Source organism: Pseudomonas sp. LFS044 (genome assembly GCF_047978245.1).
GTDB lineage: Bacteria > Pseudomonadota > Gammaproteobacteria > Pseudomonadales > Pseudomonadaceae > Aquipseudomonas.
Map to the genome: position 1 here is coordinate 20,938 of NZ_JBFPFX010000031.1, position 21,925 is coordinate 42,862.

18 protein-coding genes, 3 tRNA genes and 2 pseudogenes are annotated in these 21,925 nt (G+C 61.8%); 10 read left to right on the plus strand and 13 right to left on the minus strand.

The features are described from left to right. Positions 1-108 precede the first annotated feature (108 nt). Positions 109-342, minus strand: a pseudogene (locus ACNQPL_RS22155) (Holliday junction DNA helicase RuvB C-terminal domain-containing protein); the annotation flags it as partial. Between ACNQPL_RS22155 and rhlR the strand changes: the two are divergent. Continuing rightward, positions 341-1,066, plus strand: coding sequence for a transcriptional regulator RhlR (gene rhlR, locus ACNQPL_RS22160; protein WP_347063173.1), 726 nt, complete (start codon positions 341-343; stop codon positions 1,064-1,066). The pseudogene ACNQPL_RS22155 and the gene rhlR sit on opposite strands and share 2 nt — an antisense overlap. Here the strand turns inward: rhlR and ruvB are convergent. The 8 genes and pseudogenes from ruvB to ACNQPL_RS22200 form a co-directional block, all read right to left on the minus strand. Then, positions 1,066-1,881, minus strand: a pseudogene (ruvB, locus tag ACNQPL_RS22165) (Holliday junction branch migration DNA helicase RuvB); the annotation flags it as partial. The gene rhlR and the pseudogene ruvB overlap by 1 nt on opposite strands. Continuing rightward, complete coding sequence (ruvA, locus tag ACNQPL_RS22170; protein WP_387528581.1) at positions 1,878-2,495, minus strand: Holliday junction branch migration protein RuvA; 618 nt, start codon at positions 2,493-2,495, stop codon at positions 1,878-1,880. The gene ruvA and the pseudogene ruvB, both read right to left, overlap by 4 nt. Positions 2,496-2,604: 109 nt before the next feature. Continuing rightward, positions 2,605-3,129: a crossover junction endodeoxyribonuclease RuvC gene (ruvC, locus tag ACNQPL_RS22175; protein ID WP_346611737.1), complete on the minus strand. Its 525-nt coding sequence runs from the start codon at positions 3,127-3,129 to the stop codon at positions 2,605-2,607. Positions 3,130-3,317: 188 nt separating this feature from the next. Further along, a complete protein-coding gene (locus ACNQPL_RS22180; protein ID WP_346611738.1) occupies positions 3,318-4,064 on the minus strand; it encodes a YebC/PmpR family DNA-binding transcriptional regulator in 747 nt (248 codons plus the stop codon). A gap of 112 nt (positions 4,065-4,176) precedes the next feature. After that, entirely contained in the window at positions 4,177-5,952 is a 1,776-nt protein-coding gene (gene aspS / locus ACNQPL_RS22185) for an aspartate--tRNA ligase (protein ID WP_346611739.1), read from the minus strand. A 95-nt stretch (positions 5,953-6,047) separates the two neighbouring features. Further along, complete coding sequence (locus ACNQPL_RS22190) at positions 6,048-6,269, minus strand: FmdB family zinc ribbon protein (protein WP_346611740.1); 222 nt, start codon at positions 6,267-6,269, stop codon at positions 6,048-6,050. A 96-nt stretch (positions 6,270-6,365) separates the two neighbouring features. Next, positions 6,366-6,695 (minus strand): ribbon-helix-helix domain-containing protein, encoded by a 330-nt coding sequence (locus ACNQPL_RS22195; protein WP_416467924.1) that lies wholly within the window; start codon positions 6,693-6,695, stop codon positions 6,366-6,368. A 190-nt stretch (positions 6,696-6,885) separates the two neighbouring features. Continuing rightward, positions 6,886-7,359, minus strand: coding sequence for a Dps family protein (locus ACNQPL_RS22200; protein WP_016392255.1), 474 nt, complete (start codon positions 7,357-7,359; stop codon positions 6,886-6,888). Between the two features lie 280 nt (positions 7,360-7,639). Here ACNQPL_RS22200 and ACNQPL_RS22205 point away from each other — a divergent pair, with 280 nt between their 5' ends. Beyond that, entirely contained in the window at positions 7,640-8,233 is a 594-nt protein-coding gene (locus tag ACNQPL_RS22205) for a cold shock domain-containing protein membrane protein (protein WP_416467925.1), read from the plus strand. Positions 8,234-8,271: 38 nt separating this feature from the next. Here ACNQPL_RS22205 and ACNQPL_RS22210 read toward each other — a convergent pair whose 3' ends face one another. Beyond that, entirely contained in the window at positions 8,272-8,478 is a 207-nt protein-coding gene (locus ACNQPL_RS22210) for a SlyX family protein (RefSeq protein WP_387528567.1), read from the minus strand. A gap of 1 nt (position 8,479) precedes the next feature. Further along, the gene (locus ACNQPL_RS22215; protein ID WP_346611744.1) at positions 8,480-8,899 is read right to left on the minus strand and encodes an HIT domain-containing protein; all 420 of its coding nucleotides are present in this window, start codon (positions 8,897-8,899) and stop codon (positions 8,480-8,482) included. Between the two features lie 762 nt (positions 8,900-9,661). Between ACNQPL_RS22215 and ACNQPL_RS22220 the strand changes: the two genes are divergently transcribed. From ACNQPL_RS22220 to ACNQPL_RS22230, 3 genes are all read left to right on the plus strand, one after another. Further along, positions 9,662-10,945, plus strand: coding sequence for an OprD family porin (locus tag ACNQPL_RS22220; RefSeq protein WP_346611745.1), 1,284 nt, complete (start codon positions 9,662-9,664; stop codon positions 10,943-10,945). Between the two features lie 160 nt (positions 10,946-11,105). Beyond that, entirely contained in the window at positions 11,106-12,821 is a 1,716-nt protein-coding gene (locus tag ACNQPL_RS22225; RefSeq protein WP_346611746.1) for a proline--tRNA ligase, read from the plus strand. A gap of 20 nt (positions 12,822-12,841) precedes the next feature. Further along, positions 12,842-13,795 carry a hypothetical protein gene (locus tag ACNQPL_RS22230; RefSeq protein ID WP_387528558.1) on the plus strand — a complete coding sequence of 318 codons (954 nt, stop codon included), beginning with the start codon at positions 12,842-12,844 and terminating at the stop codon, positions 13,793-13,795. A gap of 42 nt (positions 13,796-13,837) precedes the next feature. On the opposite strand, the gene dinB is transcribed toward ACNQPL_RS22230, so the two are convergent. Beyond that, on the minus strand, positions 13,838-14,896 hold the full coding sequence (dinB, locus tag ACNQPL_RS22235) for a DNA polymerase IV (protein WP_387528828.1): 1,059 nt from the start codon (positions 14,894-14,896) through the stop codon (positions 13,838-13,840). A 219-nt stretch (positions 14,897-15,115) separates the two neighbouring features. On the opposite strand from dinB, the gene ACNQPL_RS22240 reads away from it, so the two are divergent. From ACNQPL_RS22240 to ACNQPL_RS22260, 5 genes are all read left to right on the plus strand, one after another. Then, a tRNA-Met gene (locus tag ACNQPL_RS22240) sits at positions 15,116-15,192 on the plus strand. Positions 15,193-15,328: 136 nt separating this feature from the next. After that, a tRNA-Met gene (locus ACNQPL_RS22245) sits at positions 15,329-15,405 on the plus strand. Positions 15,406-15,541: 136 nt separating this feature from the next. Beyond that, a tRNA-Met gene (locus tag ACNQPL_RS22250) sits at positions 15,542-15,618 on the plus strand. Positions 15,619-15,865: 247 nt separating this feature from the next. After that, positions 15,866-18,508 carry a bifunctional lysylphosphatidylglycerol flippase/synthetase MprF gene (gene mprF, locus ACNQPL_RS22255; protein ID WP_416467926.1) on the plus strand — a complete coding sequence of 881 codons (2,643 nt, stop codon included), beginning with the start codon at positions 15,866-15,868 and terminating at the stop codon, positions 18,506-18,508. Further along, positions 18,508-19,800: a virulence factor family protein gene (locus ACNQPL_RS22260; protein ID WP_416467927.1), complete on the plus strand. Its 1,293-nt coding sequence runs from the start codon at positions 18,508-18,510 to the stop codon at positions 19,798-19,800. Before mprF ends, ACNQPL_RS22260 begins: the two co-directional genes overlap by 1 nt. Before the next feature lie 36 nt (positions 19,801-19,836). On the opposite strand, the gene ACNQPL_RS22265 is transcribed toward ACNQPL_RS22260, so the two are convergent. Next, positions 19,837-21,735, minus strand: coding sequence for a potassium transporter Kup (locus tag ACNQPL_RS22265; RefSeq protein WP_346611750.1), 1,899 nt, complete (start codon positions 21,733-21,735; stop codon positions 19,837-19,839). Positions 21,736-21,925 lie beyond the last annotated feature (190 nt).

A 21,925-nucleotide genomic window follows, 5' to 3' on the forward strand; every position in this document is an offset into this window, starting at 1 on the left:
TCAGCTTGCCAATCCGCTGCGGCAACTGTTTTTTCTTCATTAATGTCTTATTGCCAGCAACCCTGGGGCATGCCAGCGGTAGGACCACGAAAAGCGGGTTTCGATCTGTCATTCATCGCCTGCTTCGGAAAAATCTGCCCCCTCACCCAGGCGGCCGGGAACATTCAGGCCAAAGTGCAGGTAGGCGTGCCGGGTGACCACGCGCCCGCGAGGGGTGCGCATGATGTAGCCCTGCTGAATCAGGTACGGCTCGAGCACATCCTCGATGGTATGGCGTTCCTCGCTGATCGCTGCCGCCAGGTTGTCCACGCCCACCGGGCCACCGTCGAACTTTTCGATCATGAGGAATGACGGAGGCTTTTTGCTGTGGTGGGACGGTTTGCGTAGCGAGATGCAGCCGATCCACGACAGCCAGGGCGTGTTCGCCGTCCTGGAAAAGGAAGTGCGGCGCCTGGGCTTCGATTACTACGCCTATGGCGTGCGCCACACGATTCCCTTCACCCGGCCGAAGACCGAGGTCCATGGCACCTATCCCAAGGCCTGGCTGGAGCGATACCAGATGCAGAACTACGGGGCCGTGGATCCGGCGATCCTCAACGGCCTGCGCTCCTCGGAAATGGTGGTCTGGAGCGACAGCCTGTTCGACCAGAGCCGGATGCTCTGGAACGAGGCTCGCGATTGGGGCCTCTGTGTCGGCGCGACCCTGCCGATCCGCGCGCCGAACAATTTGCTCAGCGTGCTTTCCGTGGCGCGCGACCAGCAGAACATCTCCAGCTTCGAGCGCGAGGAAATCCGCCTGCGGCTGCGTTGCATGATCGAGTTGCTGACCCAGAAGCTGACCGACCTGGAGCATCCGATGCTGATGTCCAACCCGGTCTGCCTGAGCCATCGCGAACGCGAGATCCTGCAATGGACCGCCGACGGCAAGAGCTCCGGGGAAATCGCCATCATCCTGAGCATTTCCGAGAGCACGGTGAACTTCCACCACAAGAACATCCAGAAGAAGTTCGACGCGCCGAACAAGACGCTGGCTGCCACCTACGCCGCGGCGCTGGGCCTCATCTGAATGGTCAGCAGCAGGCGGCGGTCGGAATGGTCGAAACCACGCTCGTCGACGTCCAGCAGGTTGAGCGCCATGTCGGCCACGGCCTTGGTGATCTGCCCCTTGCCGCGCACTTCGGCGTAGTCACGTACACGGCGCAGCAACCGGTTGGCGATACGCGGCGTACCCCGGGCGCGACGGGCGATCTCGTAGGCACCCAGGTCCTCGATGACCAGCCCCAGAATGTGGGCGGACCGGCTGACGATGGTCGCCAGGTCCTTGTCGCTGTAGAACTCCAGGCGCTGGACGATACCGAAACGGTCACGCAGCGGGTTGGTCAGCATGCCGGCGCGGGTGGTGGCACCGACCAGGGTAAAGGGCGGCAGGTCGAGCTTGATCGAACGGGCGGCCGGGCCTTCGCCGATCATGATGTCGAGCTGGAAGTCCTCCATGGCCGGGTACAGCACCTCTTCGACAACCGGCGACAGCCGGTGGATTTCGTCGATGAACAGCACGTCATGCGGCTCGAGGTTGGTGAGCATGGCCGCCAGGTCGCCCGGGCGCTCGAGAATCGGCCCCGAGGTGCTCTTGACCGATACCCCCATCTCCTGGGCAATGATGTTGGCCAGGGTGGTCTTGCCCAGGCCGGGCGGGCCGAAGATCAGCGTGTGGTCGAGCGATTCGTTGCGACCGCGGGCAGCCTGGATGAACAGCGCCATCTGCTCGCGCACCACCGGCTGGCCAATGTATTCGTCCAGGCGCAGCGGGCGGATCGCGCGGTCCTGGACTTCTTCACGGTCGCGGCCACTGGCGGCGATCAGGCGGTCGGCTTCGATCACTTGGTAATCATCCCTTTCAGGCTGCGGCGGATCAGCTCTTCACTGCTCAGGCCTGCCTTGTCCTTGATCGCGGATACTGCCTTGCTGGCTTCCTGCGGCTTGTAGCCCAGGGACACCAGTGCACTGACCGCATCGGCCTCGGCCGTGGAGGCGCCACTGACCGGCACTGGGCCGTCGGAGACCAAGGTGAACATGGCTGGCGAGGTTTCCCACGCCTTGAAGCGGTCCTTCAGCTCGACCAGCAGGCGCTCGGCGGTCTTCTTGCCAACGCCGGGCACACGGACCAGTGCCGACGTGTCCTGGGCCTGCACGCAACGCACCAGTTCGTCGGCTTCGAGGCCCGACATCAAGGCCAGCGCCAGCTTCGGGCCCACGCCATTCAGGCGAATGAGTTCGCGGAACAATTCGCGCTCGCGCTTTTCGTGGAAACCGTACAGCAGGTGAGCATCTTCACGCACCACCAGATGGGTGTGCACGGTGACGGTCTCGCCCAGCCTGGGCAGGCGGTACAAGGTGGTCATGGGGACTTCCAGCTCGTAGCCCACGCCATTCACGTCGATAATCAGGTGCGGCGGTTGCTTTTCCGCCAGGGTGCCGCGCAAACGTCCAATCACGTTCCGATCCTTCCTCTCGGGGAGCCGATCAAAGACCGCTCAACCCTATCAGCAAATGCAGCGGGTGAACGATTCACCCGGACAAAATGTGTATCAGCGCATGAAGCGCTTACAGACGCAAGCGCCCACCGCGCCGACGGGCCGTTGACAGGCCGTGTGGTACCAGGCTGGAACGGGTATGGGCATGGCACAGGGCAATGGCCAGGGCATCGGAGGCATCGATCTGCGGTTTCTGGGTCAACTTGAGCAGGTGCATGACCATCAGCATTACCTGCTCCTTGTTCGCCCCGCCCGTGCCGGCTACGGCCTGCTTGACCTGGGTCGCGCTGTATTCGGCGATTTCCAGGCCGGCCTCTGCTGCGGCGACGATGGCCGCGCCGCGGGCCTGGCCAAGCTTGAGCGCCGAATCGGGATTGCGGGCCATGAACACGCGCTCGATGCCCATGGTCACAGGGCCGTGCTGGGTAATGATTTCACTGACACCGCGAAAAACGATCTGCAAGCGCTCGTGCAGCTCACCGCTGCCTGTGCGGATACAACCCGACGCCACGTATTCGCAACCACGGGCTGTCTGGCGCACAACGCCATAGCCGGTGATACGCGAACCGGGGTCGATACCAAGAATAAGCGTCATAGTGCCTGTCGTTCAAAGCTCACGATTCAAGACCATTAGGGCCGCTGCGCGACCCATCGCCGGCAAGCCAGCTCCCACAAGTACAGTGCAGGCCCGAAGAAATGCACTGTACGTGTGGGAGCTGGCTTGCCGGCGATGGGCTGCGCAGCGGCCCCAATAGAAGCCTTGACGCGAAGGGTCAGGAGACCTTAGCCGATATTTTCCATGATCTCGTCGGAAATCTGGGCATTGGAGTAGACGTTCTGCACATCATCCAGGTCTTCGAGCATGTCGATCAGCTTCAGCACCTTTTCGGCACCCTCCTGATCCAGCTCGGCACTGGTGGTCGGCTGCATGACGATTTCCGCGTCCGCCGCCTTGAAGCCAGCTTCTTCCAAGGCATTACGCACCGCGTAGAAGCTGTTGAACGAGGTGAACACCTCGAAGGAGCCATCTTCGTTGGCGACCACGTCGTCAGCATCGGCCTCCATCGCGGCTTCCATCAGTGCATCTTCGTCGATACCTGGCGCGAAGCTGATCTGCCCCTTGCGCTCGAACAGGTAGGCCACCGAACCATCGGTGCCGAGGTTGCCGCCACACTTGGTGAAGGCATGACGCACGGCGGCGGCGGTACGGTTGCGGTTGTCGGTCATGGCTTCGACCATGATCGCCACGCCGCCCGGGCCGTAACCCTCGTAGCTGAGCTCTTCGACGTTGTCGCTTTCGTTGGTGCCCGCACCCCGTGCCACCGCGCGATCGATGATGTCGCGGCTCATGTTGGCACCCAGGGCCTTGTCCAGCGCCAGGCGCAGGCGCGGGTTGGAAGCGGGATCGCCACCACCCTGCTTGGCCGCGACGGTCAGTTCACGGATCCACTTGGTGAAGATCTTGCCTCTCTTGGCATCCTGGCGCTCTTTGCGGTGCTTGATGTTCGCCCACTTGGAATGACCCGCCATAACAACTCCAAATCCTTGAAACACAAACAATTGCGCCCCACTCGGGGCGCAACGACAAAATTCCTGCGCCGTAACGCAAAGGCGCATCCATGTGGATGCGCCCGGGGTCCGCTTACTCGACCTTGGTCTGTTCGCGCAGACGGATGTGCAGCTCGCGCAGGGCCTTGGCGTCGACCAGGCCAGGGGCCTGGGTCATCACACACGCAGCGCTCTGGGTTTTCGGGAAGGCGATCACTTCACGAATCGACTGGGCGCCGGTCATCAGCATGACCAGGCGGTCCAGGCCGAAGGCCAGGCCACCGTGGGGTGGCGCACCGAACTTCAGCGCGTCGAGCAGGAAGCCGAACTTCTCTTCCTGTTCTGCCGCTTCGATACCCAGCAGGCGGAACACCGCCTGTTGCATCTCTTTACGGTGGATACGGATGGAACCGCCACCCAGCTCGGTGCCGTTCAGCACCATGTCATAGGCACGCGACAGCGCGGTAGCCGGGTTGGCTTCGAGCTCTTCCGGGCTGCACTTCGGCGCGGTGAACGGGTGGTGCAGCGCGGTGAAGCTGCCGTCGTCGTTCTCTTCGAACATCGGGAAGTCGACGACCCACATCGGTGCCCACTCGCAGGTGTGCAGGTTGAAGTCGTTACCAACCTTGATACGCAGCGCGCCCAGGGCCTCGCTGACGATCTTGGCCTTGTCGGCGCCGAAGAACACGATGTCGCCATCGACCGCACCCACGCGATCGAGGATCACGTTCAGGTTGGCCTCAGGGATGTTCTTGACGATCGGCGACTGCAGGCCTTCAACACCCTTGGCGCGCTCGTTGACCTTGATGTACGCCAGGCCTTTGGCACCGTAGATGCCAACGAACTTGGTGTACTCGTCGATCTTGCTGCGCGGCATGCTGGCGCCGCCTGGCAGGCGCAGCGCGGTAACGCGGCACTTCGGATCGTTGGCAGGGCCTGCGAAGACCTTGAAGTCGACGTCCTTGAGCTGGTCGGCAACGTCGACCAGTTCCAGCGGGTTACGCAGGTCTGGTTTATCGGAACCGTAGCGGCGCATGGCTTCTTCGAAGGTCATGTGCGGGAACTCGCCGAACTCCAGGTCCAGGACTTCCTTGAACAGCTTGCGGATCATGCTTTCGGTCAGGCCCATGATCTCGGATTCATCGAGGAAGCTGGTCTCGATGTCGATCTGGGTGAACTCCGGCTGACGGTCAGCACGCAGGTCTTCGTCACGGAAGCACTTGGCGATCTGGTAGTAGCGGTCGAACCCGGCCACCATCAGCAGCTGCTTGAACAGCTGGGGCGATTGCGGCAGTGCGAAGAAGCTGCCGGCGTGGGTGCGGCTCGGCACCAGGTAGTCACGCGCGCCTTCAGGGGTGGCACGGGTGAGGATCGGCGTTTCGACGTCAAGGAAGCCGTTTTCGTCGAGGAAGCGACGGATGCTGCTGGTGATGCGCGAACGCAGGCGCAGCTTGTCGGCCATTTCCGGGCGACGCAGGTCGATGAAGCGGTAGCGCAGGCGGGTTTCTTCGCCGACGTCGGAGTATTCGTTCAGCGGGAACGGCGGGGTTTCAGCTTCGTTCAGCACGTTCAGCTGGTAGCCGAGGATCTCGATGGCACCGGAGGCCATGTTGGCATTTACCGCGCCGTCCGGGCGCTTGCGTACCTTACCGGTGATCTGCACTACGAATTCGCTGCGCACGCGGTCGGCGGCGGCGAAGGTTTCAGCGCGGTCCGGGTCGAACACGACCTGGGCCATGCCTTCGCGGTCACGGATGTCGAGGAAGATCACCCCGCCGTGGTCGCGGCGACGATGGACCCAGCCGCAAAGGGTGACTTCCTGGCCGTCCAGGCTCTCGTTCAGTTGGCCGCAATAATGGCTGCGCATCATGATGGTGGTTTCGCTTCTCGTGATTCGTGTATTCGATGGAGGCCTTGGCCGCCCCAGGGGGCTAATACTGCAAGACCCGGCTACTGCAATTCAACTCAGTCGGCTTTGTCGCCGCCTGCCAGATTCTTTTTTGCCCCAGTCTTGAAGTCGGTTTCGTACCAGCCGCTACCGCTCAGGCGAAAGCCAGGGACCGACAGCAATTTCTTCAATGCCGGCGCCTGGCAGGCCGGACAGTCGGTCAGCGGCGCGGCGCTGATCTTCTGCAGCGCTTCCATCTGGTGATCGCAGGCTGCACATTGATAGTCATAAAGGGGCATGGGTGTCTCTCGTCAACCATAACAATGCTTCGCTGTCGGGGCAGCAAAAAGCGCGATTATATATGGTTAGCAGGCACTGCGCAGCCCGCCAGGCGATCAGCGTACACCGGATGGTTGCTGCAGCCAGGCAACGCAGATCACCCGGATCAGGCCGCTGAAGTTACGCACCCCGCCTTGGCGCAGGTGCACTTCGCGGTCCACATAGGAAAGCACGGCGCTGACCGAGCACTCATTGGCCTCGGCGATGCGCTCGAGGATACCCCAATAGACGGCCTCCAGGCGCAAGCAGGTGGAAAAACCGTTGAGCCGGACCGAACGGGATACCGGCCGAATCTGCAACATGTCGAAATCTTCCCTGAAGGGATCGATGCATTGCTTGCCAGGGCAGCGCCCCAGATTCCCCACACGCTTGCTCGCTTGAATCATGCGCGTCACTTCCTCGCCACAGGTATTCCTCCCTGCGCCGCCATACAGACATAAGCACAGGAACCAGGGGCTAAATGAAGCGCGCACACGCGGGCACAGAGCAGCGGCAAAGCCTTCCCGCACAAACCAGAAAGCCCGGCCGAGCGTGGCTAGGCCGGGCTTTCAACCCGCATTCAGGCGTTACATTCGATCACTTGCCGTCCAGCAGCACCCGCAGCATCCAGGCAGTTTTTTCGTGCACCTGCATGCGTTGGGTCAGCAAGTCGGCGGTCGGCTCGTCACTGACCTTGTCCACCACGGGGAAGATGCTGCGCGCGGTACGGACCACGGCCTCCTGCCCCTGAACGAGCTGACGAATCATTTCATCCGCCACCGGCACACCCTCTTCCTCCTTGATGGAGGAATGCCTTGCATAAAAGGCATAGGAGCCCGGCGCCGGAAAGCCCAACGCGCGAATGCGCTCGGCGATCGAGTCGACCGCCAGGGCCAGCTCGTTGTATTGCTCTTCGAACATCAGGTGCAGGGTGCGGAACGAGGGGCCGGTGACGTTCCAATGAAAGTTGTGGGTTTTCAGATACAGCACGTAGGTATCCGACAACAGGCGGGAAAGCCCTTCGACGATGGACTTGCGATCTTCTTCACTGATACCGATATCGATTGCCATGAAGTTCCCCTTTTGCAAATGGCTTGATGACCAAGCAGGCCCCACACACTGTACCAACACTTGGCGAAACACGCCCATGACACAGGGCAACACAATGCCATCGGCCGACTGCGGTTTGAGAAGGCCCCGCCTTTGCTGTTAAATAGGCACCGTGCCACCCGTGCGGACTGTTAGTGCCGGGTGCATAGGCTGGCCCACCACGTGTTCGCGCTCTACACCTCATGCGCACCGTGCTGCCAGCTCTTCCTGTGATCGGCCTTATCAACTGTGAGCCAACCCCATGTTCAAGATCGTCCATCTGGTGACGGGCGCTGCAGCTTTGCTGCTATCGCTCATACCCAGCCTGAAAACCGATGCAACACCCTTCCTGCAGCAACCCGACGCGGTCTACCTGGCCCTGCTCGGCCTGCTCAACCTGCTGCTGGCGCCGGTCGTGCCCCTGTATTACCGAGGCGCCCGTCAGCAACTGCAACACCTGGCCTGCGCCCTGCTGGTGGTGGCCGTGGTGCTGCAAACCCTGACCTTGCTGGCCCGCCCGGAAATGGGCAACCTCGCTGCGCTGGTCTGCGCGGCACTCGCCGTCGTGCTGCACCTGGCCGCAGGCTTTGCCCGCACCGCCAGAAAAGCACGCCCAAGCCAAGGTGCCGCAATGGAGACCGGCATGCGTGATACCGGCACGGTGAAGTGGTTCAACACATCCAAGGGCTTTGGTTTCATTTCCCGCGATTCGGGGGACGATATTTTCGTCCACTTCCGTGCCATCCGCGGCGAAGGCCACCGCATCCTGGTCGAAGGCCAGCGCGTGGAGTTCTCGGTGATGCACCGTGACAAGGGCCTGCAGGCCGAAGATGTGGTCGCGGTAACCCGCCGCTGACCCGGAGCAGCCCTGGGGCAACCCCAGGGCTGTATCACTCAGTAATGAGGCGGCGGCGCCTCTTCCCCCTCGCTGCCGTATTGCCCGACCATCTCTTCGTAGCGCTTGATCAGCTCGGCCATCTGCAATTGCAGGCGCTGGATCACCCGCCCCTGCTCGACCACCACGTCATTGAGTTCCTGAATACTGTCGTCCTGAAACGCCTGACGGGTTTCCAGCTCGATGATGCGCGCTTCCAAAGACATGTCAGGCCTCCTGGTAATCGGCGAGAGGCAACGCACGCAGGCGCTGACGAATGGCGTCGACCTGGCCAGGGCCATATTCGACAGCAGGCACCTTGCCCCAGACCGGCGCTGGCCAGGCGGCGTCGCCGTGACGGCGGACGATGACGTGCATGTGCATCTGGCTCACCACGTTGCCCAGCGTCGCTACGTTCATCTTGTCGGCCGCAAATTCACCCTTGAGCGCTTCAGCCAGCCCCGTGGTTTCTTTCCACAGCTGAGCCTGATCCTCCTGGCTCATGTCGAACAACTCGCTGACGCCTTCACGTTTGGGCACCAGGATGAACCAAGGGTAATTGGCATCCTTGCTTAATAGCAGACGGCACAGTGGAAACTCTCCAAGCACCAGCGAGTCCTGCTGCAAACGCGAATCCATCTCAAACACTGCAAACCTCCAACACACAAGATCGAGCCCGACCAACGCGGGAATACGCGCAAGGATACCTTGCTTCGCCTGTCCCGGCATGCAACAGCGGGTTGCGCTGCACAGTTTAAGTTCATGGAGGGCAGCCACTTGCACAATCGCGGTAACACCCCGCTACTTTTCGCACCAAAATGAGGCCGCAAACGAGTACACCACTACGCTTTTACACACACGAATGACTCAGCATGAACAGTTGCCGGTAACACATTGACTTTCATGGCAGCTTTGGGGTTTGAAGGACACTGAATATCTGGCACACCATCAGACAAGTCTCAGCCCATGTTTTCGGGGCATTTCGACCTGCCACCGGGGTGTTTGTGAAAATTTCATGAACCGTTGTTAATTTTGAGCACGCTTGTTGCATTCTCCCCACACCAAGTCGGCACGACATCTGCATCAAGCGATGTACGCGACAAATAACAACAGCCGCTTTGGATAGACCAGGGAGTTTCCCCAGCCATAACCGGTAGTTACAGAATCGTTACGGTGAAAGGAACAGCGCTGGCGTTGTACGCCCCGGAAATACGGGACGTGATTTGCGACATGGAAATACGTGAAAGCGACATGGCCATAAAGTTCCCGAAAGGTTGTATATGCCCATATCGCCAACAACAGTCAGCGTGCTATACATTTCCGCCGACATAACAAGAAAGAGCTGCCCCATATAACTAAAAGACTTGGGCGCAGCGGTACTCTTCCTAAAAACCAAAGGAGCAAATCACGATGCGCGTGATGAAGTGGAGCATGATCGCCCTGGCCGTTTCGGCAGGGACCTCGCAATTGGCCTTCGCCTCTGCACAAGACGAGTCCAAGGGTTTCATCGAAGACAGCCAGCTGAACGTCAAGACTCGCATGCTGTACTTCAGCCGCGACTTCCGTAACAACCCCGCTGGCACCCAGAGCCGCGTTGAAGAAACCGGCTTGGGCTTCCTCGGCACTTACGAGTCGGGCTTCACCCAGGGCACTGTAGGTTTCGGCGTAGACGCCATTGGCATGCTCGGCGTGAAACTGGACAGCGGCCGTGGCCGTGCCGGTACCGGCCTGTTCCCACAAGGCTCCGATGGCCGTTCGCAGGATGATTACTCCGAGGGCGGCGGCGCTGTCAAAATGCGCATTTCCGATACCGTGCTGAAGTTCGGTGACCAGTTCACCGCAATGCCGGTATTCGCCACCGACGACAGCCGACTGCTGCCGGAAGTAGCCCAAGGCGGCCTGATCACCAGCAACGAGATCAAAGGCCTGACCCTGAACGCCGGCCACTTCACCTCGCTGAATGCCCAGGCCCAGACGTACCACGACAGCCTGAACCTGACCGAAGCCAACATCTTCGGCGGCACCTACGCTTTCACTGACAGCCTCAGCACCAGCGTCTACTACTCGCGCGTGGAAGACCACTTCCGCAAGTGGTACGGCAACATCAACTGGGCGCTGCCGATCAGCGACAAGCAAGGCCTGGTGTTCGACTTCAACATCTATGACACCAAGTCCATCGGCGACAACCGCACTGGCGCGTTCGTCACCAAGTCCGACGGCAGCAACGAACTCGACAACATTGCCGCCAGCCTGTCGGCCGCCTACAACGTCGGCGCCCACACCTTCACCCTGGCCTACCAGAAAGTCAGCGGTGACGGCGACTACGCCTACGGCGTAGACGGTGGCGGTACCGTGTTCCTGGCCAACTCCATCGCCCGCTCCGACTTCAACGCTGAAGACGAGAAGTCCTGGCAGGCTCGCTACGACCTGAACTTCGCCGAGTTCGGCGTGCCAGGCCTGACCTTCATGACCCGTTACGCTCGCGGTACCGGTGCAACTACCCGTACCACCGACGACGGCAAGGAATGGGAACGCGACATCGACGTCAAGTACGTGATGCAGAGCGGCCCGGCGAAAGACCTGAGCTTCCGCGTCCGTCAAGCCACCTACCGCTCCGCCGACGGCGTGTACTACGGTTCGAGCTCGATCGACGAACTGCGCCTGATCGTCGAATACCCGCTGAGCATCCTGTAAGCCTCGCTTATAGTGCCCCGCACCTGAGAAAGCCCGGCACGCTTGCCGGGCTTTTTCTTGGCTGACAATTGCCCCGCCCTGGGGCATCCTGTACGCCTTCGTTTCGCCCCCGTACAATGCGGGGTCATTTCAATGTCTTAGGCAATCGACACGGCTAACCATGCGCACCAGTCAATATTTGCTCGCCACCCAGAAAGAAACCCCTGCCGACGCAGTGGTCATCAGCCATCAGCTCATGCTGCGTGCCGGCATGATCCGCAAACTGGCCTCCGGCCTGTACACCTGGCTGCCGATGGGCCTGCGAGTAATGCGCAAGGTCGAAGCCGTGGTGCGCGAGGAAATGAACGCCGCCGGCGCCCTGGAAGTGCTGATGCCTAGCATCCAGCCCGCCGAGCTGTGGCAGGAATCCGGCCGCTGGGAGCAGTACGGCCCTGAGCTGCTGCGCCTGAAAGACCGCCACAACCGTGATTTCTGCGTTGGCCCGACCCACGAAGAAGTCATCACCGACCTGGCCCGCAACGAGCTGTCCAGCTATAAACAGCTGCCGCTCAACATGTACCAGATCCAGACCAAATTCCGTGATGAAATCCGCCCACGCTTCGGCCTGATGCGTGGCCGCGAGTTCATCATGAAGGACGCCTACTCCTTCCATGCCGACCAGGCTTCCCTGCAGGAAACCTACGACCGCATGCACCAGGCGTACTCCAACGTCTTCACCCGCCTGGGCCTGGACTTCCGCCCAGTGCAGGCCGACACCGGCTCCATCGGTGGCAGCTACTCGCATGAGTTCCACGTGTTGGCCGACTCCGGTGAAGACGACGTAATCTTCAGCGACAGCTCCGATTACGCTGCCAACATCGAGAAAGCCGAGGCCATCCCGCGCGAAACCGTGCGCCCTGCGCCTACCGAAGAGCTGCGCCTGGTCGACACGCCCGATGCCAAGACCATCGCTCAGCTGGTCGAAAACTTCGGCCTGGCGATCGAGAAGACCGTCAAGACCCTGATCGTGCGCGGCGCCGAAGAAGGCAAGCTGGTCGCCCTGATCGTCCGTGGCGATCACGAGCTCAACGAAATCAAGGCTGCCAAGCTGGAGCAGGTTGCCGACCCAGTGGTCATGGCCACCGACGCAGAACTGCGTGAGGCCATTGGTGCCGGCGCAGGCTCGCTGGGCCCGCTGAACCTGCCGCTGGAATGCATCATCGACCGCTCGGTCGCACTGATGAGCGACTTCGGCATCGGCGCCAACATCGACGATAAGCACTACTTCGGCGTCAACTGGGAACGCGACCTGCCGGTCCCTCAGGTTGCCGACCTGCGCAACGTCGTCGAAGGCGACCCGAGCCCGGATGGCCAAGGCACCCTGGTGATCAAGCGCGGCATCGAAGTGGGCCACATCTTCCAGCTCGGCACCAAGTACAGCGAGGCCCTCAAGTGCCAGGTACTGGGCGAGAACGGCAAGCCAGTGGTGCTGTCCATGGGCTGCTACGGCATCGGCGTGTCCCGCGTGGTCGCTGCCGCCATCGAGCAGAGCTATGACGACAAGGGCATCATCTGGAACGACGCCCTGGCGCCCTTCCAGGTTGCACTGGTGCCGCTGCGCTACGAAACCGACGTGGTACGCGAAGCCACCGACAAGCTGTACGCCGAACTGACGGCCGCCGGCTTCGAAGTGCTGCTGGACGACCGCGACAAGAAGACCAGCCCAGGCATCAAGTTTGCCGATATGGAGCTGATCGGCATCCCCCACCGCATCGTCGTCAGCGACCGCGGCCTGGCCGACGGCAACCTGGAATACAAGCACCGCACCGAACAGGATGCTCAAGCGCTGCCACTCAATGAAGTGCTGAGCTTCCTGCAGGCCCGCGTTCGCCGCTGATAATCAATGCACGAGTGATCATGTCCAAGCGAAGTACCTTTACCCTGGGGGGCGCCGCACTGTGCGGCGCCCTGCTCGTCAGCGGTTGCGCCAACCAGATGTCCCAGCGCAGCGAGCATGAGGAGCGCGTCGAGCGCAAACTGCTCGAACACACCCTGCAGATCGATGTCGGCGAGCCGAAGGTGATGGAGCTTCCGCAGCGGCGTGTGCGCGTACATGAACAGAAGCGCTTCGAACTCACCGAGTTCGAAGTGACCCGCCGCTACGACCGCTACACCCCTTACCAGCCCTGGCGGGAGGTCTACGAGATCCCGCTTGGCGCGGTAGCGGTCGTGGCCGGCGTTGGCGCCAACGTGGTCAACATATTCGCCTTGGGCAACCTGCCCGAAAGCGTGACCCACGACTGGCTCAGCTATGGCGTTGCCGGGCTCAACCCGTTCATGAACGTGCAGTCCAACGGTCGCGCCCAGCAGAACCTGGCCGGGATAAGCGAAGTGCAGAAGGACAAGCGCGAAGAATTCACCAGCCTGCCCTGGAGCGAACGCCTGGTCGAGGTCAAGGCCGGCAAGATGACCCACGAGCTGACCACCGACAGAAACGGCGTCCTGCGCCTGAACCTGCTCGACAGCCCGTTCTCCGAGCAACACTTGAACCATGTCGGCACGCTGCACTTGCAGGTAGTCGATGAAGACAACGCAGTGCGCGGGGATGCCAGCCTGTTGGTCAGCGCCACCCTGCGCAACAAGCTGCGCGAAGCTCATGAGCTGATTTTCGACGACCTTGAAGACGACGACGTCGGCCAATGGGTACACCGGGTCAAGCGCCTTTCGGAGCTGGGCCTGGAAGAGGAAGCCAGCGAGATGGAGCAGAGCCTGATCGAGCTGACCCGCAACGATCCGGAACTGCAACAAGAGTTTCTGCAAGCGCTGACCAAATCCACTGGCCGCTTGGTGGCGGATCCAGGCGCGCAGTAATCGCGTGCTTATATAAAGAGGGGCTGCCTAGGCAGCCCCTCTTTATTTATCGGCAAACAATTCCAACTGCTCGTGCGCCCCGCGCAAATCCCGCAACCTCACCCCCACCCCCAGCAAGCGCACCGGTTTGCCACCCCGGGCAAACGCCTGCTTCATCAATTGCCGGTAGCTTTCAAGGTCTCTGCCCGCCCCTGCCTGCTCAAGCGTGGTCTGGCTGAAATCATGGAACTTGACCTTGACGAAGGGTTTGTCCGGTCGGTAACTGCTGTCCATGCGGCCGATGCGTTCATTCAGGCTGCTCAGCAACTCAGGTAAACGCTCCAGGCAACTGGCCAGGTCGGGCAGGTCCGTGTCGTAGGTGTTCTCCACGCTGACCGACTGCCTGCGGCTGTCATTGTGCACCGCCCGCTCGTCGACACCCCGCGCCAGCCCCCACAGGCGCTCGCCAAAACTGCCGAACTCGCGCACCAGCGCCAGCCGCGACCAATCTCGCAAGTCCAGGCAGGTCACGATACCCAGCCGGGCGAGCTTGTCTGCAGTCACCTTGCCCACACCGTGTAGCCTGGCGACGGGCAAAGCAGCCACAAAGGCCTCCACCTGGTCTGGGGTAATCACGAAAATCCCGTTGGGTTTGCGCCAGTCACTGGCAATCTTGGCCAGGAACTTGTTCGGCGCCACCCCAGCCGACACGGTTATGTGCAGGGTGCGGGCAACACGCCGGCGAATATCCTCGGCGATGCGCGTAGCGCTGCCGGCAAACCATTGGCTATCACTCACGTCGAGGTAGGCTTCATCGAGCGATAGAGGCTCGATCAACTCGGTGTAGTCTCGGAAAATGCCGTGAATCTCACGCGAGGCTTCACGGTAGGCCTCGAAACGCGGTTTGACGATCAACAAGTCTGGGCAAAGTTTGAGCGCATGCCGGGAAGACATGGCCGAACGCACGCCGTAGGCCCGCGCTTCATAATTGCAGGTAGCGATCACCCCGCGATGATCCGGCGAGCCACCCACAGCCATCGGCCTGCCGGCCAGGCGCGGGTCGTCACGCATCTCGATCGCGGCGTAAAAGCAATCGCAGTCGATGTGGATGATCTTGCGCAAAGACATGGATGACCGTGAGCACTGTAAATTCATACAGATAGTAACGCATGCTCCCACACGGAGACAGCCACCCGCTTGTGCTGCACGACAATTGGCCTGAAAGCCCCGCCACGGCTGAGCTGCCTGCCTTGATCAACCGCTAAGGGTTTGAAGGAAAAAGGTTTTTTGAATGAAAAGCTTGACACAGGGAAGAAAATCCGTAGAATTCGATCTCACAGGCGCGGGATGGAGCAGCCTGGTAGCTCGTCGGGCTCATAACCCGAAGGTCGTCGGTTCAAATCCGGCTCCCGCAACCAGATTCGAGAAAAGGCCACTGTTAACGCAGTGGCCTTTTTCTTTGCCCTGAAAAAAGGCACTCCGCAAAAAGTTTCGTTAAATCAATAACTAACAGTTGACACTCGGCGCTTAAGCTGTAGAATTCGATTCCACAGGCGCGGGATGGAGCAGCCTGGTAGCTCGTCGGGCTCATAACCCGAAGGTCGTCGGTTCAAATCCGGCTCCCGCAACCAGATTCAAGAAAAGGCCACTGTTAACGCAGTGGCCTTTTTCTTTGGCCTCGAAAAAGTACGAGCCGAACAAAAACGTGGCCGAACAACATTTAGTACTTGACCGCCAAGTTCAAAGCTGTAGAATGCGCCCCTCTGACGCGGGATGGAGCAGTCTGGTAGCTCGTCGGGCTCATAACCCGAAGGTCGTCGGTTCAAATCCGGCTCCCGCAACCATATTCGTCAGAACAAACCCCGCCTGTGTAACAGCAGCGCGGGGTTTGTTGCTTTTCGTCACCTGAAAAACCCCTTCTGCATTCGGCAACCCCCGGGCTTGAGATGCTCTCCTTTGGATGAACTATCTTTAACCCTGCCGGACGACTGAAAGTAACGTTGCCCGGAGTAATATCTGGATACGTTTCCAAAGGGACTTTCACTTGGCCGCACCTTCCCCCCATCTCGCGCTGAATGCCCGGGGTAACCCATGACCTCCCATCACCCTGAACCCCAGGCGCCGCTTGCCTCGGCGTTGCCTGCGGCTGCGCAGCGTTTGCCCTGGCTGGAGCGGCTAAGTCGCTATCGCCAACCGATCGGGCTCGGCGTGACCCTGGTGCTGTTCGCCATGGCACTGATCGCCTGCCGCCACTTGCTCAGCGAGCTGGACATCTACGCCCTGCACGATGCCATGCTCAGTGTGCCCAGGCAGTCCCTGTTCGGTGCCTTGCTAGCCACGGTCATCGGGTTCGTGATCCTGCTCGGTTATGAATGGTCGGCCAGCCGCTATGCCGCCGTTAAGCTCCCAGCGCGGACCCTGTTGCTCGGCGGCTTCAGCGCGTTCGCCATAGGTAACGCCATTGGCCTGTCGATGCTCTCTGGCGGCTCGGTGCGTTATCGCCTGTACGCACGGCAAGGGCTGGGCGCCGCCGAAGTCGCGCGCATGACGGTATTCGCCAGCCTGTCCCTGGGTTGCGCCCTGCCCCCGCTCGCCGCATTGGCAACCTTGAGCAACCTGCCTGCCGCATCTGTCGCCTTGCGCCTGCCCGCCCCCGTACTGGCCGGTATCGCTATTGCCGTGCTGGCCCTGACCGCCGTGCTGGTGGTCGGGCTGTACCGCCGCCGCCTGGCAGAACAGCCACTGGCCGACAGCCTGCTGGTACAAATAGGTCGCCGCACCTTGCGCCTGCCCGGCGCGCGCCTGACTGCACTGCAACTGGTCATCACCGCACTGGACGTTGCCGCCGCCGCTACCGTGCTCTACCTGCTACTGCCAGAAGCCCCACCGTTCGGTGCGTTTGTCCTGGTCTACCTGCTGGCCCTGGCCGCAGGCGTGCTCAGCCATGTGCCCGGCGGTGTCGGGGTGTTCGAGGCAATCCTGCTTGCCGCTTTCGCCGACCAGCTCGGCGCTGCACCGCTGGCCGCCGCGTTGCTGCTGTATCGCTTGATCTATGTGGTCCTGCCGCTGCTGGTAGCCTGCGTGCTGTTGCTGGCCAACGAAGCGAGGCGCCTGCTGTTCGCGCAACAGGCACTGAAAGCCGCATCGGGGCTGGCCGCCCCGATCCTGGCGATTTTGGTGTTTCTCTCGGGGGTCGTGCTGCTGTTCTCGGGCGCTACCCCGGAAATCGACACCCGCCTGGAGCACATGGGCTTTCTGGTGCCACACCGCCTGATCGATGCCTCACACTTCGGCGCCAGCCTGATTGGCGTGTTGTGCCTGTTGCTGGCCCAAGGCTTGCGCCGCCGCCTCTCCGCAGCCTGGCTACTGACTACTGTGTTGCTGCTGGTGGGCGCACTGCTGTCACTGCTCAAAGGCTTCGACTGGGAAGAGGCCAGCCTGCTGATCTTCACTGCTGCCCTGCTCGCCCTCTTCCGCCGCTCGTTCTACCGGCCAAGCCGGCTGCTGGAGCTGCCGTTCTCACCGGTGTACCTGGTGGCCAGCGCGTGCGTGGTTGGCGCTTCGGTATGGCTGCTGCTGTTCGCCTACCAGGATGTTCCGTACAGCCATCAGCTGTGGTGGCAGTTCACCCTCGACGCCGATGCCCCACGGGGCCTGCGCGCGGCCATGGGCAGCGCAGTACTGCTGGTGATCGTCGCCCTGACCTGGCTGCTGCGCACCGCCCGGCCAGTCATCCACCTGCCTGACGATGAGGAACTGCAGCGCGCCAACCGTATCCTGCTGGCGTCCGAACAGCCCGACGGCGGCCTGGCCCTGACCGGTGACAAGGCCCTGTTGTTCCACCCCAACGACAACGCCTTCCTCATGTACGCCCGTCGCGGCCGCAGCCTGGTGGCGCTGTACGACCCGATCGGCCCGGCCCAGGAGCGCGCCGAGATGATCTGGCAGTTCCGCGACCTGTGCGACTTGCACCACGCCCGCCCGGTGTTCTACCAGGTGCGCGCGGAGAACTTGCCGTTCTATATGGACATCGGCCTGACCGCACTCAAGCTCGGCGAGGAAGCCCGGGTCGATTTGCGCCGCTTCGACATCGAAGCCAAGGGCAAGGAGATGAAAGACCTGCGCTACACCTGGAACCGTGGCGGCCGCGATGGCCTGAGCCTGGAAATCCACGAGCCTGGCCAGGCCCCGCTGGCCGAGCTCAAGGAAATTTCCGACGCCTGGCTGGGCGGCAAGAACGTGCGCGAGAAAGGCTTCTCGCTGGGCCGCTTCAGCCCCGAGTACCTGCAGCATTTTCGCATCGCCCTGATTCGCTACCAGGGCCGGCCGGTGGCGTTTGCCAACCTGCTGGAAACCCACGGCAACGAACTGGCCAGCCTCGACCTGATGCGCGCCCACCCCGAGGCTCCGAAGCTGACCATGGAATTCATGATGATCGGCCTCATCCTGCATTACAAAAGCCACGACTACGGCCGCTTCAGCCTGGGGATGGTCCCGCTTTCCGGCCTGCAACCGCGGCGCGGTGCACCGCTGACCCAGCGCCTGGGCTCGATGGTGTTCCGCCGCGGCGAACAGCTCTATAACTTCCAGGGCCTGCGGCGCTTCAAAGACAAGTTCCAGCCGGACTGGGAACCTCGTTACATGGCCGTGCCAGCCGGGCTCGACCCGCTGGTTGCACTGGCCGACACCGCCGCCCTGATTGCAGGCGGCCTGACTGGATTGGTGAAACGTTGATGATCCGACGCTATTGGCTGTACGTATTGATACCTCTGCTCCTGGCTGCCGTGGCTGGAGCTGCAGGCTTCTGGTTGTGGACACGCCCGGCCCCCGAGGCACGCCTGGAACAACTGACCCTCAACGACACCCGCATTACCCGCGTCAGCCCCGGCGTGCATGCCAAAGCTCGGGTCGCCATAGGCGTGCCCCAAGACCAGGCCCTGACCGACAAGCAACTGCTGGACCTGAGCCAGGCCGGTGAGGCACAGTTGGTGCAGGTCATCCTGCCACCAGGCGACTGCAGCAAGCAGCAGCAGGCAATGGACCAGGCACTGGCGCAACTGGCCGAGAAACCGACCCTGGTGGCCGGCATCGGCCCCGGTGCCGCCCAAGCCTGGCGCTGGCTGGCCACCCAGACCGACGACAAGGCCCGCGCCATTTCCGTCGATTTCAACGTGGAGCAGCCCGGCTGCTCCGTCGCCCTGCCGAAGACCGCCGCCCATGGCCACTGGAACGTCGCCTGGAACGACAACCCCGATGACGCCAGCGCGGCATTCGTACGCGACCAGGCCAACGCCGAAACCAGCATCAGCGACTACGACATCCACCTGCCGCAAGTCCTCAAGTCTCAGTTGACCCAAGCCCTGGTGGGCCGCGACGGCAATGCACTGGCAATCCCTGTGGTGGAAGTGCCGGCCGGGCAGACCACCGATACCGTCACCCTGTTCCTCTCGGGCGATGGCGGCTGGCGCGACCTGGACCGTGACGTGGCCGGTGAAATGGCCAAGCTCGGCTACCCGGTCGTCGGCATAGACACCCTGCGTTACTACTGGCAGCACAAGACGCCTGAGCAAAGTGCCGCCGACCTGTCAGAACTGATGCAGCACTACCGCCAGAAATGGGGCACCAAGCGCTTCGTGCTGACCGGCTATTCGTTTGGTGCCGACGTGCTCCCTGCCATCTACAACCGCCTGCCGGCCGAAGACCAGCAGCGTATCGATGCCGTAATGCTGCTGGCCTTCGCCCGCAGTGGCAGCTTCGAAATCGAAGTCGAGGGCTGGCTGGGCAAGGAAGGCCAGGAAGCGCCTACCGGGCCGGAAATGGCCAAGCTGCCCGCGGCCAAGGTGGTGTGCGTGTATGGCGTGGAAGAAACCGACGAAAGCGGCTGCACCGACCATACGGCGGTCGGTGAGCGCCTGAAGCTGCCAGGCGGGCACCACTTTGACGAGAACTACCCGGCACTGGCCAAGCGGTTGATTGGCGAGATCGAGACACGCCAGGGCAAGTCCAGCGTGGCAGAGCAGAACTGAGACAAACCAGGGGCCGCATAGCGGCCCCTTTTTCAATCAGATCTCGACCTGTGTTCCCAGCTCGATTACCCGGTTGAGCGGCAGGTTGAAGAAGCGCAGGTTACCGTTGGCATTTTTCAGCAAGAACGCGAACAGGTTGCCGCGCCAGCGTGACATCCCTTCCAGGCGCGACGCGATCACGGTTTCACGGCTCAGGAAGTAGGTCGTACGCATCGGGCTGAAGTCCAGCGCGTCCAGGTGGCACAGCTTGAGCGCCGCCGGCACATCCGGCTCATCCATGAAGCCAAAGTGCAGCAGCACGCGGAAGAAGCCATCACCATAGGCCTCCACTTCAAAGCGCTCCTGGTCCGGCACCCGTGGCCGATCCTCGCTCACCACCGTCAGCAGCACCACCTGGCTGTGCAGCACCTGGTTATGCAACATGTTGTGCAACAGGGCATGCGGCACCGCGTCCGGGCGTGCAGTGAGGAACACGGCGGTCCCTTCAACCCTGTGCGGCGGCTGCACACGGATGCTGCTGATGAACACCGGCAGTGGCAAACCACCTTCATCTATACGCTCGACGAGGATCTGCTTGCCGCGCTTCCAGGTGCTCATCAGCAGGAACAGTACGCCGCCTGCAAGCACCGGGAAGGCACCGCCCTGTACGATCTTCGGCACGTTGGCGGCGAAGAACAGCCCGTCGACAAACAGGAAGCCCAGCAGAATCGGCACCGCCAGCACCGGCGGCCACTTCCACAGCAGCAGCATCACCGCCGACACCAGAATGGTGGTCATCAACATGGTGCCGGTCACCGCCACGCCGTAAGCCGCAGCCAGCGCACCGGATGACTCGAAACCGATCACCAGCAGCACCACACCGACCATCAGGGTCCAGTTCACCGCCCCGATGTAGATCTGCCCCTGTTCATCACTGGACGTGTGCTGGATCTGCATGCGCGGAATGTAACCGAGCTGGATGGCCTGGCGCGTCAGGGAAAAGGCACCGGAAATCACCGCCTGCGATGCAATCACCGTGGCCATGGTCGCCAGCCCCACCAGCGGCAACAGCGCCCAGCTCGGGGCCAGCAGGTAGAACGGGTTGCGCGCGGCCTCGGGGTTTTGCAGCAGCATTGCGCCCTGGCCGAAATAGTTGAGCACCAGCGCCGGCAACACCAGGGCGAACCAGGCACGGGCTATCGGCTTGCGGCCGAAGTGGCCCATGTCGGCATACAGCGCCTCGGCACCGGTCAACGCCAGCACCACCGCCCCGAGAATGGCCACGCCCATGCCCGGATGGACGATGAAGAAGTTCACCGCCCAGCCTGGGTTGAATGCCTTGAGCACTTCCGGGGTCTGCGAGATGCCATGCACCCCCAGCGCGCCCAGCACCACGAACCAGGTGACCATGATCGGCCCGAACAGCTTGCCGATTTTTTCGGTACCGTGCTTCTGCACCAGGAACAGCGCCACCAGCACCACCAGCGATATCGGCACCACCCAATGGTCGATACCGTCGAACGCCAGGCCCATGCCCTCCACCGCCGACAATACCGACACCGCCGGTGTGATCATGCTGTCGCCGTAGAACAACGAGGCGCCGATCAGGCCGCAGATGACCATCAGCGTGCGCAACCGTGGGTAAGCCGCGGTGGCCCGTCGCGCCAGCGCCGTGAGCGCCATGGTGCCGCCCTCGCCCTGGTTGTCGGCGCGCAGAATGAACATCACGTACTTGAACGACACCACCCACAACAGCGACCAGAGGATCAGCGACAGGATCCCCAGCACGCCATCATGGTTGACCGGCACCCCATAACCGCCGGTAAAGACTTCCTTGAGGGTATACAACGGGCTGGTACCGATATCGCCATAGACCACCCCAACAGCTGCCACCAGCAGGCTCAGCGACTTTGCCGTCCCGTGCCCGCCTTCGGCGTGACTGCTTGCCTGAACCATCGACCACTCCCGCAAACGGCCACCAAGGCCGGTAGAATTCACCTCAGCGCCGGGGCATCGCAGATACCCGGACGCAACGGCGCGAAGCATAGCGCAGCGTTCGTCGCATTTCTGCTAGTCAAGCGACCTTGCGCTCGCAGGAATTGCGCAATTGTTGATCAGGTGCGCCAAAAACCGCCCGTTGAGACCG

Coding starts and splice junctions, on each gene's coding strand:
- mprF (WP_416467926.1), top strand. CDS start 15,866: ATGACCTCCCATCACCCTGAACCCCAGGCGCCGCTTGCCTCGGCGTTG.
- ACNQPL_RS22230 (WP_387528558.1), top strand. CDS start 12,842: ATGTCCAAGCGAAGTACCTTTACCCTGGGGGGCGCCGCACTGTGCGGC.
- ACNQPL_RS22190 (WP_346611740.1), bottom strand. CDS start 6,269: ATGCCCCTTTATGACTATCAATGTGCAGCCTGCGATCACCAGATGGAA.
- aspS (WP_346611739.1), bottom strand. CDS start 5,952: ATGATGCGCAGCCATTATTGCGGCCAACTGAACGAGAGCCTGGACGGC.
- ACNQPL_RS22205 (WP_416467925.1), top strand. CDS start 7,640: ATGTTCAAGATCGTCCATCTGGTGACGGGCGCTGCAGCTTTGCTGCTA.
- ruvC (WP_346611737.1), bottom strand. CDS start 3,129: ATGACGCTTATTCTTGGTATCGACCCCGGTTCGCGTATCACCGGCTAT.
- ACNQPL_RS22220 (WP_346611745.1), top strand. CDS start 9,662: ATGCGCGTGATGAAGTGGAGCATGATCGCCCTGGCCGTTTCGGCAGGG.
- ACNQPL_RS22210 (WP_387528567.1), bottom strand. CDS start 8,478: ATGTCTTTGGAAGCGCGCATCATCGAGCTGGAAACCCGTCAGGCGTTT.
- ACNQPL_RS22225 (WP_346611746.1), top strand. CDS start 11,106: ATGCGCACCAGTCAATATTTGCTCGCCACCCAGAAAGAAACCCCTGCC.
- ACNQPL_RS22260 (WP_416467927.1), top strand. CDS start 18,508: ATGATCCGACGCTATTGGCTGTACGTATTGATACCTCTGCTCCTGGCT.
- ACNQPL_RS22180 (WP_346611738.1), bottom strand. CDS start 4,064: ATGGCGGGTCATTCCAAGTGGGCGAACATCAAGCACCGCAAAGAGCGC.
- ACNQPL_RS22195 (WP_416467924.1), bottom strand. CDS start 6,695: ATGATTCAAGCGAGCAAGCGTGTGGGGAATCTGGGGCGCTGCCCTGGC.
- ACNQPL_RS22265 (WP_346611750.1), bottom strand. CDS start 21,735: ATGGTTCAGGCAAGCAGTCACGCCGAAGGCGGGCACGGGACGGCAAAG.
- rhlR (WP_347063173.1), top strand. CDS start 341: ATGAGGAATGACGGAGGCTTTTTGCTGTGGTGGGACGGTTTGCGTAGC.
- ACNQPL_RS22200 (WP_016392255.1), bottom strand. CDS start 7,359: ATGGCAATCGATATCGGTATCAGTGAAGAAGATCGCAAGTCCATCGTC.